Source organism: Quadrisphaera sp. DVD1 (genome assembly GCF_058932755.1).
This window is the reverse complement of record NZ_JBZYWI010000098.1, coordinates 1-11,581: the sequence shown is the minus strand read 5'-3', so window position 1 is coordinate 11,581 and position 11,581 is coordinate 1. Positions and strand designations below refer to the sequence as shown.

Annotated in this window: 9 protein-coding genes and 1 pseudogene; 5 read left to right on the top strand and 5 right to left on the bottom strand. The window is 76.7% G+C overall.

Annotated features, from left to right (window positions below):
- A pseudogene (locus AC5FZL_RS11620) lies at window positions 1–562 on the top strand (hypothetical protein); the annotation flags it as partial.
- A gap of 529 nt (window positions 563–1,091) precedes the next feature.
- On the opposite strand, the gene ppk2 reads toward AC5FZL_RS11620, so the two are convergent.
- The 3 genes from ppk2 to AC5FZL_RS11605 form a co-directional block, all read right to left on the bottom strand.
- Window positions 1,092–1,994, bottom strand: a complete 903-nt coding sequence (gene ppk2, locus AC5FZL_RS11615) for a polyphosphate kinase 2 (RefSeq protein WP_493618777.1) — start codon at window positions 1,992–1,994, stop codon at window positions 1,092–1,094.
- Window positions 1,995–2,247: 253 nt separating this feature from the next.
- Entirely contained in the window at window positions 2,248–2,685 is a 438-nt protein-coding gene (locus AC5FZL_RS11610; protein ID WP_493618775.1) for a hypothetical protein, read from the bottom strand.
- On the bottom strand, window positions 2,678–3,040 hold the full coding sequence (locus tag AC5FZL_RS11605) for a hypothetical protein (protein ID WP_493618773.1): 363 nt from the start codon (window positions 3,038–3,040) through the stop codon (window positions 2,678–2,680). Before AC5FZL_RS11605 ends, AC5FZL_RS11610 begins: the two co-directional genes overlap by 8 nt.
- A gap of 74 nt (window positions 3,041–3,114) precedes the next feature.
- Here AC5FZL_RS11605 and AC5FZL_RS11600 point away from each other — a divergent pair, with 74 nt between their 5' ends.
- Entirely contained in the window at window positions 3,115–3,777 is a 663-nt protein-coding gene (locus AC5FZL_RS11600) for a histidine phosphatase family protein (RefSeq protein ID WP_493618772.1), read from the top strand.
- A gap of 3 nt (window positions 3,778–3,780) precedes the next feature.
- Here the strand turns inward: AC5FZL_RS11600 and AC5FZL_RS11595 are convergent, their stop codons facing one another.
- A complete protein-coding gene (locus AC5FZL_RS11595; RefSeq protein WP_493618770.1) occupies window positions 3,781–7,188 on the bottom strand; it encodes a pyruvate carboxylase in 3,408 nt (1,135 codons plus the stop codon).
- 83 nt (window positions 7,189–7,271) lie between these two features.
- Here AC5FZL_RS11595 and AC5FZL_RS11590 point away from each other — a divergent pair, with 83 nt between their 5' ends.
- Window positions 7,272–7,733: a PPOX class F420-dependent oxidoreductase gene (locus AC5FZL_RS11590; protein WP_493618768.1), complete on the top strand. Its 462-nt coding sequence runs from the start codon at window positions 7,272–7,274 to the stop codon at window positions 7,731–7,733.
- A 36-nt stretch (window positions 7,734–7,769) separates the two neighbouring features.
- Here the strand turns inward: AC5FZL_RS11590 and AC5FZL_RS11585 are convergent, their stop codons facing one another.
- The gene (locus tag AC5FZL_RS11585; protein WP_493618766.1) at window positions 7,770–9,350 is read right to left on the bottom strand and encodes a glutamate-cysteine ligase family protein; all 1,581 of its coding nucleotides are present in this window, start codon (window positions 9,348–9,350) and stop codon (window positions 7,770–7,772) included.
- Window positions 9,351–9,414: 64 nt separating this feature from the next.
- Here AC5FZL_RS11585 and AC5FZL_RS11580 point away from each other — a divergent pair, with 64 nt between their 5' ends.
- Both AC5FZL_RS11580 and AC5FZL_RS11575 read left to right on the top strand, forming a co-directional pair.
- Window positions 9,415–10,578, top strand: coding sequence for an exonuclease SbcCD subunit D (locus AC5FZL_RS11580; protein ID WP_493618764.1), 1,164 nt, complete (start codon window positions 9,415–9,417; stop codon window positions 10,576–10,578).
- Window positions 10,575–11,581 (top strand): AAA family ATPase (locus tag AC5FZL_RS11575; protein ID WP_493618763.1); only part of this gene is annotated, 1,007 nt, incomplete at its 3' end. The genes AC5FZL_RS11580 and AC5FZL_RS11575, both read left to right, overlap by 4 nt.

The following is an 11,581-nucleotide window of genomic DNA, read 5'->3' as shown; positions in this document are numbered from 1 at the left end:
CGCCGACGGCCTGGCCGCCGCCCTGTCGCTGCCCGCGCCGATCCCCTCCGGGCCCCCCGACGCCGCCCGGGTGCGCCGCCTGCTCTCCGCCGCCCACCCCGACACCCCCGTGCCCGGCGTCCTGCCCGCGGTGTGGGCCCGCTTCTGCGCCCACGTGCACCTGCTCGCCCTCACCGGCGCCGGTGAGGACGTCCTCGCCGCCCTGCCCACCGCCGCCGTCACCGAGCGCGCCATCACCATCACCAGCCCCGGCCAGGCCGCCCGCTGGGCCCTGCCCCACCCCGCCCAGCTCGCCCTGAGGGCCTGGCTCCCCCACCGCGCCGCCGTGGCCGCCACCCTGCGCGGCTCGGACCCCGACGCCCTGTGGCTGCGCGTGCGCCCCTCCGCCGACCACCGCACCGGCGCCCTGCGCCCGGCCGGCCTGCCGCTGTCCGCGCGCGGCCTGCGCCTGGCGTTCACCACCACCGTCGCCCTGCTGCAGCTCTCCAGCCCCGCCCTGGCCGGCGTCACCACCGCCGAGGTCCGCAAGCTCCCCCAGGCCGACCCCGAGCTGCTCCCCTGAACCTCACACCACCGGTCCTCACACCACCGGTCCTCACACCACCGACCTCACAGCACCGATCTCGCAGCCGCCGTCGCCGTGCTCACGGGCCGGACCGCACGGACCGGATCGCACAGCCCGAACCTCACAGGCCGGACCTCACAGCTGCGCGGCGGCGGTTCCCGGCGCGACGAGGCGGTCCGGGGCGCGCCGCGTGCGCTCCGCACCGGTGGCCACCGCCAGCCCTGCGCGCCCACCACTCCGGACCCACCGATCAGCTCCTGCACCCCGGTGTGGCCGAGGCGGGCTGCCACAGGGCGGCCCGGGTGCTGCCGTGGCAGCCCGGCCCCCAGCAGCAGACGACGACCGCGGTCCCCGGTCCGGCGCCAGCGTCCCGATGCGCTCGCCCACCTCGGCGGCGGGCACGTGCACCGCGCCGAGGATGCGGCCCTGCTCCCGGCCCACCCCCGAGCCCCCTAATGCACCGGCGCCCGGGCCCGCGTGCGGGGCAGCGCGTGGTCCCCTGGAGGCGTCGAGCCTGCTCCCGTCGTCACCGGAGGTCGGGGAAGCGCCGCTCGGCGCTCTCCCCCTGCTCCAGCACGTCCGCGCCCCGGCCGATGATCTCCGGGTCCGGGCGGCCCACCGCCGAGAGGTCCTTGCCCTCGTAGGGCAGCAGGCTCAGCACGTGGCGCATCGCCTCGAGCCGGGCCCGCTTCTTGTCGTTGCTCTTGACCACCGTCCACGGCGCCACGGGCGTGTCGGTGTAGAAGAACATCGCCTCCTTGGCCTCGGTGTAGTCGTCCCAGCGGTCCAGGGAGGCCAGGTCGGTCGGCGAGAGCTTCCACTGGCGCACCGGGTCGATCTGGCGGATGACGAAGCGGGTGCGCTGCTCGGCCTGGGAGACGGAGAACCACAGCTTGACCAGGTGCACCCCGCTGCGCACGAGCATCTCCTCCAGCGCCGGGGCCTGGCGCATGAACTCCTCGTACTCGCCCTGGGTGCAGTAGCCCATCACCCGCTCCACCCCGGCGCGGTTGTACCAGGACCGGTCGAACAGGACGATCTCCCCCGCCGCTGGCAGGTGGGAGACGTAGCGCTGGAAGTACCACTGGCTCTGCTCGCGCTCGGAGGGCTTCTCCAGCGCCACCACCCGCGCCCCGCGCGGGTTGAGGTGCTCGGTGAAGCGCTTGATCGTCCCGCCCTTGCCCGCCGCGTCACGCCCCTCGAAGAGGATGACGAGCTTCGCGCCGGTGTCCTTGACCCACCCCTGCAGCTTCAGCAGCTCGATCTGCAGGGCGCGCTTGGTGTGCTCGTACTCCCGCCGCGGCATCCGCTCCTGGTAGGGGTAGCCCTCGCGCCAGGTGCTCACCCGGTTCCCGTCGGCGTCGAGCAGGTCTCGGTCGTCGTCCCACTCGTCGTCCTCGGCCGGGTCCGACAGGCGCCAGCCCATCATCTCCGCCACCGACGGCGTCTGCCCCGGCGCCGCGGCGTGCGCCGGCGGCTGCGCGGCGTCCACCGGCAGCGGCGGCACGTCCCGCCCGATCGCTCGTCCAGGCGCGGTCGTGTCGGTCATCGGCGTCCCCTCCCGGTGGGTGTGCCCCTCCCCTGCCCTGCCGCGGCGACCGGAAACGGTCGGGACGCTGGCTTCCGTTATCACTCGTCCGTCGGGCGGCGGCCGCGGCGGTGGAGGGACCGGGCGGCGCGGCTCAGCGGGGACGGGTGGCGCGCAGCCAGGCCAGGCCCAGCACCGGGAGCACCAGCGGCACGTACCCGTAGCCGGACCCGAAGCCCGACCACACCGTCTGGTCGGGGAAGGCGGCGGCGTCGGCCAGGCTCAGGGCGCCGACCACGACCACCCCGACCAGCTCCACCGCGACCGCGGCCCACGCCACCCGGCGCGAGGCCGGCGTCGCCGTGGCCAGCGCCGCGGTGGCCACGCAGTAGACCAGCGCGGCCAGCGCCGAGAGCAGGTAGGCCAGCGGTGCGGCGGAGAAGTGCGTGGCCAGCTGGTAGCCCGCGCGGGCCGTCGCCGCCAGGGCGAAGACCGCGTAGACGGCGATGAGCACCCGCCCCGCGCCGTGCCGGGTGGCCTCCGCCGAGCCCGCCGCCCCGGCCGCGGCCGCCCGGTCGCGTCGCTCAGCCACCGGTCCTCCAGATCTGCTCCAGGCGCAGCACCAGCGCCCCGGTGGTCAGCGCCGCCACCGCGAGCACCCCGGTCCCCCACCGGCTGCGCTCGCCCACCGCCCAGAACGCGCCCAGCGGCACGACGAGCACCGAGGTGAGCAGGTAGCTGGCGAACAGCACGCCGTCCACGTCCCGCTCGGTGCGGGCCAGCAGCGCCACGCCCACCGCTCCCTGCACGAGCAGGGCCAGCTCGAGCACCGCGGAGCCCAGCAGCTGCAGGTCGTCGATGCGCCGCCCGCGCACCGTGGCCACCAGCGCCGCGGCGCCCACCGCCGCGGCCAGCAGCCCGGTGGTCCACGCCAGCCAGGTGATCACCGCGTCCCCACGGCGGCGATCCTACGGCGGCGCTGGGCGCGCCCTCCGGCGGCCGTGCCCCTACCGTGCCCGGGATGACCCCTCCACCGCCCTCCGCCGAGCCGACCCGCGGACGCCTGGTGCTGCTGCGCCACGGCCGCACCGCCTGGGCCCACAGCGGCCAGCACACCGGGCGCACCGACATCCCCCTCGACGAGGTCGGGGAGGCCCAGGCCGCGGCGCTGCCCCCGCTGCTCGCCGCGCTGTGCACCGGCGAGCCCGCGCTCGTCGTCTCCAGCCCGCTGAGCCGGGCCCGGCGCACCGCCGAGCTCGCCGGGCTGCGCGACATCACCGAGGACGCCGACCTCGTCGAGTGGGACTACGGCGCCTACGAGGGGCTGACCACCCCCCAGATCCGCGAGGCGCGCGGCGGAGACGACTGGACGGTCTTCCGCGACGGCGTCGCCCCCGGCGGGGACGGGCAGTCCCCCGGGGAGTCCCTCGCCGACGTCGCCGCGCGCACCCGCGCCGTGGTCGAGCGGGTGCGCCCGCGCCTGGCCGACGGCGACGTCGTCCTCGTCGCGCACGGGCACTCCCTGCGCGTGCTGGCCACGACCTGGCTGGGCCTGGAGCCCACCGCCGGGGCCCAGCTGCTGCTGGACCCCGCCTCGGTGTGCGTCCTCGACGTCGAGCACGGCGTGCCGGGGATCCGGCACTGGAACCTCACCCCGGCGCTGTTCGGCGCCCCGCCGGACTGAGCCCTACGAGGCGGCGGTGACCTCCAGGAGCAGGTCCCCGCCCTCGACCTGCTGCACCGCGGAGATGGCCACGCGCGAGACCGTGCCGGCCACCGCGCTGGTCACCGCCGCCTCCATCTTCATCGCCTCGATCGTGGCCACCGTCTGGCCGGCCTCGACCGCGTCGCCCTCGGCCACCCCGAGGGTGACCACGCCGGCGAACGGCGCGGCGACCTGCCCGGGCCGGGCGGGGTCGGCCTTCTCGGCGGTCTTGACGTCGACGGCCAGCGACCGGTCGCGCACCGCCACCGGGCGCAGCTGGCCGTTGAGCGTCGTCATCACCGTGCGCATGCCGCGCGCGTCGGCGTCCCCGACCGCCTCCAGCCCGGCGATGAGGTTCACCCCGCGCTCCAGCGGCACCACGTGCTCCTCCCCCCGGACCAGGCCGTAGAGGTAGTCGCGGGTGTCGAGCACCGAGACGTCGCCGTGGGCCTCGCGCACCCGCGCCAGCTCCGCCGTGGGACCGGGGAAGAGCAGCCGGTTCAGCGCGGCCTGGCGGGTGCGGCCGGGCGCCTGGAGCAGGGCGGCGTCCTCGGCGGAGAGCTCGGTGGTGCGCGCCGGGGCCGTGCGCCCGGCCAGCGCCCGGGTGCGGAACGGCTCGGGCCAGCCGCCGGGCGGGTCGCCGAGCTCCCCGGAGAGGAACCCGATCACCGAGTCGGGCACGTCGTAGTCCTGCGGGGACTCCGCGAACGCCGCCGGGTCCGCGCCGACCGCGACGAGGTGCAGGGCCAGGTCGCCGACCACCTTCGAGGACGGCGTGACCTTGACGAGGCGGCCCAGGATCCGGTCGGCGGCGGCGTACATCGCCTCGACCTGCTCGAACTTCTCCCCCAGGCCCAGCGCGATCGCCTGCTGGCGCAGGTTCGACAGCTGCCCGCCCGGGATCTCGTGGTCGTAGACCCGCCCGGTCGGCGCGGGGATCCCGGACTCGAACGGGGCGTACAGGCGGCGCACCGCCTCCCAGTACGGCTCGAGGTCCATCACCGCGCGCAGGTCCAGCCCGGTCTCGCGCTCGGTGTGCATCGTCGCGGCCACCAGGGCCGAGGCCGGCGGCTGGCTGGTCGTGCCGGCCATCGCGGCGCTGGCCACGTCCACGGCGTCCACCCCGGCGCGCACCGCGGCCAGCAGCGTCGCGAGCTGCCCGCCGGCCGTGTCGTGGGTGTGCAGGTGCACGGGCTGGTCGAACCGCTCGCGCAGGGCCGTGACGAGGCGCTCGGCCGCCGGCGGGCGCAGCAGCCCGGCCATGTCCTTGATCGCGATGACGTGCGCGCCGGCGTCGACGATCCTCTCGGCCAGGCCCAGGTAGTAGTCCAGCGTGTACAGCCGCTCCCCCGGGTCGGACAGGTCGCCGGTGTAGCACAGCGCCACCTCCGCGACCGCGGTGCCGGTCTCGCGCACCGCCTCGACCGCCGGGCGCATCTGCTCGACGTCGTTGAGCGCGTCGAAGATCCGGAACACGTCGACGCCGGTCGCGGTCGCCTCGGCGACGAACGCGCTGGTCACCTGCGTGGGGTAGGGCGTGTAGCCGACCGTGTTGCGCCCGCGCAGGAGCATCTGCAGCGCGATGTTCGGCATCGCCTCGCGCAGCGCCGCGAGGCGCTCCCACGGGTCCTCGCCGAGGAAGCGCAGCGCGACGTCGTAGGTCGCCCCGCCCCAGCACTCCACGCTGAGCAGCTGCGGGGTCAGCCGCGCCACGTGCGGGGCGACCGCCGTGAGGTCGCGGGTGCGCACCCGGGTGGCCAGCAGCGACTGGTGGGCGTCGCGGAAGGTCGTGTCGGTGACCGCGAGGCGGGTCTGCTCGCGCAGCGCCCGGGCCCACGCCTGCGGCCCCGCGGCCAGCAGCGCCTGCCGCGAGCCGGCCGGGGCCGGGGCGTCGAGGTCGACCGCGGGCAGCTTCGCCGACGGCGCCAGCGCCGTGGGGGCGCTGCCGTGCGGGCGGTTGACGGTGACGTCGGCGAGGTAGGTGAGCAGCTTCGTGCCGCGGTCGGCGGAGCCCCGGGCGGTGAGCAGCTGCGGGCGCTCGGCGATGAAGGAGGTCGCGACGTCGCCGGAGACGAACGCGTCGTCCTCGAGCACCGCCTGCAGGAACGGGATGTTCGTGCTCACCCCGCGGATGCGGAACTCCGCCAGCGCGCGCCGGGCCCGGCGCACCGCCGTGGGGAAGTCGCGCCCGCGGCAGGTGAGCTTGACGAGCATCGAGTCGAAGTGGGCGCTGATCTCCGCCCCGGTGTCGGCCGTGCCGCCGTCGAGGCGGACGCCGGCCCCGCCGGCCGAGCGGTAGGCGGTGATCCGGCCGGTGTCGGGGCGGAAGCCGTTGGCCGGGTCCTCGGTGGTGATCCGGCACTGCAGCGCGGCGCCGTTGACCCGGATGACGTCCTGGCTCAGGCCCAGGTCGGCCAGGGCCTCCCCCGCCGCGATCCGCATCTGCGCCTGGACGAGGTCGACGTCGGTGACCTCCTCGGTCACCGTGTGCTCGACCTGGATGCGCGGGTTCATCTCGATGAACACGTGCTGCCCGGCCCGCTCGCCCTGCGTCTCGACGAGGAACTCCACCGTGCCGGCGTTGACGTAGCCGATCGCCCGGGCGAACCTCACCGCGTCCGCGCACAGCGCCGCCCGCAGGTCCGGGTCGAGGTTGGGCGCCGGGGCGATCTCGATGACCTTCTGGTGGCGGCGCTGGAGGGAGCAGTCGCGCTCGTAGAGGTGCACCGTCTCGCCGGTGGCGTCGGCGAGCACCTGGACCTCGATGTGGCGCGGGCGCAGCACGGCCTGCTCGAGGAAGACCGTGGGGTCGCCGAAGGCGCCCTCGGCCTCGCGCATGGCGGTCGCGAGCGCCTCGGGCAGGGCGGCGGGCTCGTCGACGCGGCGCATGCCGCGCCCGCCGCCGCCGGCGACGGCCTTGACGAAGATCGGGAAGCCGATGGCGCCGGCGGCCGCGACGAGCTCGTCGACGTCGGAGGACGGCGCGGAGGAGGCGAGCACCGGCAGGCCGGCCTCGCGGGCGCCCGCGAGCGCCCGCACCTTGTTGCCGGCGAGCTCGAGCACGTCGGCGGGCGGGCCGATGAAGGTGATCCCGGCGGCGGCGCAGGCCTCGGCCAGGCGGGGGTTCTCGGACAGGAAGCCGTACCCGGGGTAGACGGCGTCGGCGCCGGACTCGCGGGCGACGCGGATGATCTCGTCGACGTCGAGGTAGGCGCGCACGGGGTGGCCGACCTCGCCGATCCGGTAGGCCTCGTCGGCCTTGATCCGGTGGACGGCGTTGCGGTCCTCGTGGGGGAAGACCGCCACGGTGCGGGCGCCGAGCTCGAACGCCGCCCGGAAGGCGCGGACGGCGATCTCGCCGCGGTTGGCGACGAGGACCTTGCGGAACACGGGGCCTCCTGGGGCGTCCGGGATGATCTGGACGGAACCTACCGTCCGCGGCGGGCCCCGGGCGCGCCCCTACCCTGAGCCGCATGGCCCGCACGATCGCGACCTCGACCGCCGTCGACCCCGAGGGCCTGCTGGCCTTCGTCCGTCCCCGCCACAGGATGCTGCTGGTCACCCGGCGGGCCGACGGCGGCGTGCAGGCCTCACCGGTGACCGGCGGGGTGGACGAGGCGGGCCGCATCGTCATCTCCACCTACCCCGAGCGGGCCAAGACGAGCAACCTGCGCCGCGACCCGGCGGCGAGCGTGGTGGTGCTCTCCGACGAGTGGGACGGGGCGTGGGTGCAGGTGGACGGCACCGCGGAGGTGCTCGACCTGCCCGAGGCGCTGGAGCCGCTGGTGGACTACTACCGCTCCATCTCCGGGGAGCACCCGGACTGGGACGAGTACCGCGCGGCGATGACCGCGCAGGGCAAGTCGCTGCTGCGGGTCACCCCGCTGCGCTGGGGCCCGGTCGCCACCGGCGGCTTCCCCGCGCGCCTGGGCTGAGCCCCGGTCTTCGGGGCTGAGCCCCGGTCGGGCCGGTCAGGGCAGCGCCCACGTGTGCACCGGGGTGTTGGACGCCATCCCCTCGGCGTAGCGCTCGAGCATCGCGCGCAGGGCCGTCCAGCGGTCGGCGCCGCGCTCCTCCAGCGCCGCGACGGCGTCCACCTGCCAGCGAGCGCCGGTGCGGCCGGACGCCGCCCGGGCCTGGGCGACGCCGAGGTAGCGGTCCACCGACTCCCCCGGCACGCCCCAGCGGGACAGCCCCTCGGCGGCCATCGGCAGCAGGTGGTCCAGGAGGAGGCGCTGGACGCCGACGCGGCCCAGCCCGGGCCAGTGCACCTCCCCGGCCATCCCCCGGCGGGCGCAGTCGGTGAAGGCCGCGGGCACCACCGCGGGGTCGAGGAGGGCGGCGGGGTCGGGCCCGTCCTCCACGAGCACCCGCAGCGCGCCGTAGTAGAGGGCGGCGTTGGCCATCGCGTCGACCACGGTGGGTCCGGCGGGCAGCACCCGGTTCTCCACCCGCAGGTGGGCGCGGCCGTCGACGACGTCGTAGACGGGGCGGTTCCAGCGCCACACCGTGCCCGAGTGCAGCGCCAGCTCGGCCAGGTGCGGGGCGCGGCCGGCCTCGAGCTCGGCGACCGGGTCCTCGGCGCTGACCTGCGGCAGCAGCGGGGGGAACCAGCCGACGTCCTGCGCGAAGAGGTCCAGGGCGCCGCGCACCCCGCGCGCGGCCCACCCCTCCCCGACGAAGGTGCGCGGGCGCACCCCCTGGGCGACGAGCTCGGGGGTGCGGGTGTCCACCGACTGCGCGAACAGCTCCACCCGGGTCTCGGCCCACAGGCGCCGGCCGAGGGCGAACGGGGAGTTGGCCCCCAGGGCCAGCTGGGGGCCCATGAGCAGCTGGGCGGCGTTCCAGGTGGGCCCGAACTCCTCCGGGGCCACCTTGAGGTGGAGCTGGATGCTCGTGCAGGCCGACTCCGCCGCGATCGACTCGGTGAGCAGCGAGAGGCGCTCGGGCGGCTCGCCGCTGCCGCGCACCCGCGCGCCGAGCCCGTCGGCCGGCTCGCGCAGGTCGATCTCCACCTGCTCCCCGCGAGCGCCGAGCACCGCCTCCTGCAGCGCCCGGTAGCGCACCGAGGAGGTCATCCAGTCCCCGGTGAGGTGCTCGGGGGCGAGGGTGGGCAGGACGCCGAGCATGAGGATCCGGGCGCCGGCGGTGCGGGCGCGGGCGTCGGCGCCGTTGAGGCTGGCGCGCAGCCGCTCCTCCAGGTCGGCCAGCCCGGTGCCGGTCACCGTCCCCGGCGGCACGTTGAGCTCGAGGGTGTGGGCGCCGATCTCGGGCTGGAAGTCGGGGCCGAGGTCGGTGCCGGCGAGCGCGGAGAGGACCTCGGCGTTGCCGCGGTGGGGGGCCAGGGCGTCGTCGACGAGGACGAGCTCGACCTCCATCCCGGTCAGCGGCGGCGCGGACTCGAACAGCGAGCGCGCCCCGGCGCCGGTGCCACCGGCCGCGGCGTGGTCGGCGAGCATCGAGCCCAGCACCTCCAGGCACTGGTGGAGCTTCTCCCGGTAGGCGCGGCGCTGCTCGCGCCCGAGCTGCTCGGCGGAGACCTCCTGGCCCACGGCGTCCTCCCCTGGGGTCCGGGTGCCCTCCGGGCTGTCCGAGGGGTCGCCTAGCGTCGCAGGGGTGCGCATCCTCCACACCTCCGACTGGCACCTGGGCCGCTCCTTCCACCGGGTGGGCCTGCTCGAGCACCAGGCGCGGGTGCTCGACGACCTGGTGGCCGTGGTGCGCGCGGAGTCCGTCGACGCCGTGGTCGTCGCCGGCGACGTCTACGACCGGGCGCTGCCGGCGGTGGACGCGGTGCAGGTCCTCGACGACGCCCTGGCCCGCCTCCTCGACGCCGGTGCCCAGGTGCTGGTCACCAGCGGCAACCACGACTCCGCGCACCGGCTCGGGTTCGGGGCGCGGGCCACCGCCCGCGCGGGCCTGCACCTGCGCACCCGGGTGGGCGACCTGGCCGACCCGGTGGTCCTGGCCGACGCCTGGGGGGACGTCGCCCTCTACGGGCTGCCCTACCTCGAGCCGGCGCTGGCCGCGGAGCCGCTGGGCTCCGCCCGCTCCCACGCCGGGGTGCTCGGGGCGGCGATGGGCCGGGTGCGCGCGGACCTGGCCACCCGCGCGCCGGGCACCCGGTCGGTGGTGGCCGCCCACGCCTTCGTCACCGGCGCGGAGGCGAGCGACTCCGAGCGCGACATCTCCGTCGGCGGGGTCGAGGCGGTGCCGGCGTCGACCTTCGACGGGGCCCACTACGTCGCGCTGGGCCACCTTCACGGCCGCCAGCGCCTGGCCGAGCACGTGCGCTACTCCGGCTCCCCGCTGGCGTACTCCTTCTCCGAGGCCGGGCACGTCAAGGGGCACTGGCTCGTCGAGCTGGGCGCGGGCGGGGTGGAGCGGGTCGACGCCGTCCCGGCCCCGGTGCCGCGGGCGCTGGCCCGCCTGCGCGGCACCCTCGAGCACCTGCTCGCCGACCCGGGGCTGGCGGGCGCCGAGCAGGCGTGGTGCCAGGTGGTGCTCACCGACGCGGTGCGCCCGCGCGAGCCGATGGAGGCCCTGCGCCGCCGCTTCCCCCACGTGCTCTCCCTCGGCTTCGAGCCCGAGGGCGCCGACGGGCGGGTGGCGCAGGGCTACGCCGAGCGCGTGCGCGGCCTCGACGACCTGGAGCTGTGCTGCTCCTTCGTCGACCACGTGCGCGGCGCCCCTCCCGGCGAGGCCGAGCGCGAGCTGCTGCGGGCCGCGCTGGAGGCCGAGCGCACCGGCGAGGCGCTGCGCGAGGGGCTGGCCCGGTGAGGCTGCACCACCTGCGCGTGCAGGCCTTCGGCCCCTTCGCCGGCGCGGAGGAGGTGGACCTCGACGCGCTCTCCGGTGACGGCCTGTTCCTCCTGCACGGCCAGACCGGGGCGGGCAAGACCAGCGTCCTGGACGCCGTCTGCTTCGCCCTCTACGGGCGGGTGCCCGGCGCCCGGGCGGCCGGGCTGGGCGACCTTCGCTCCCACCACGCCGCCCCCGACCTCCCGCCGGAGGTGGTGTGCGTGCTCTCCGTGGGCGGGCGCCGCTTCGAGGTCACCCGCTCCCCGGCGTGGGAGCGGCCCAAGAAGCGCGGCGCGGGAACGACCAGCGAGCAGGCGCGCACGCTGCTGCGGGAGTGGGACGGCGACCAGTGGCAGCCGCTGTCCAGCCGCAACGACGAGGCCAGCCAGCTCCTCACCGACGTCCTCGGCATGGGCCTGGAGCAGTTCACCAAGGTCGTCCTGCTGCCCCAGGGCGAGTTCGCGGCCTTCCTGCGCTCCGGGGAGAAGGAGCGCCGGCCCCTGCTGCAGCGCCTGTTCGCCACCGACCGCTTCGCCGCCGTGGAGTCCTGGCTGGGCGAGCAGCGCACCGCCCTGGCCCGCGAGCTCGGCGCCCACGAGGTGCGCCTGGGCCAGCTCGTCGCCGGAGCCGAGCGCCTGGCCGCCGACTGGCCCGACGGCCCCGACGACTACACCGCCGAGCAGGCCGCCCTGGACGCCTCGCTCGACGCGGGCACCTCGCCCGCGGAGCGCGTCGGGCAGCTGCTGGAGCGGGTGCGCGCCGCCGCCGTCGTGGCCGAGGCCACCCACGAGGCCGCGCGCGCCGGGGTCGCCAGCACCCGCACCGCCCTGGAGGACGCCCGCGCCCGGGCTGAGCGCGCCGCCCAGCTGGACCGGCTGCTCGCCGAGTCCGCCGCGCTGGACGCCGCCGGCGCGCAGGTCGAGGCCCAGCGCGCCCGCAGCGGCGCCGCGCACCGGGCCGCCGTCGTCGCCGGCCACCTCGA

Coding starts and splice junctions, on each gene's coding strand:
- AC5FZL_RS11590 (WP_493618768.1), top strand. CDS start 7,272: ATGGCCCGCACGATCGCGACCTCGACCGCCGTCGACCCCGAGGGCCTG.
- ppk2 (WP_493618777.1), bottom strand. CDS start 1,994: ATGATGGGCTGGCGCCTGTCGGACCCGGCCGAGGACGACGAGTGGGAC.
- AC5FZL_RS11600 (WP_493618772.1), top strand. CDS start 3,115: ATGACCCCTCCACCGCCCTCCGCCGAGCCGACCCGCGGACGCCTGGTG.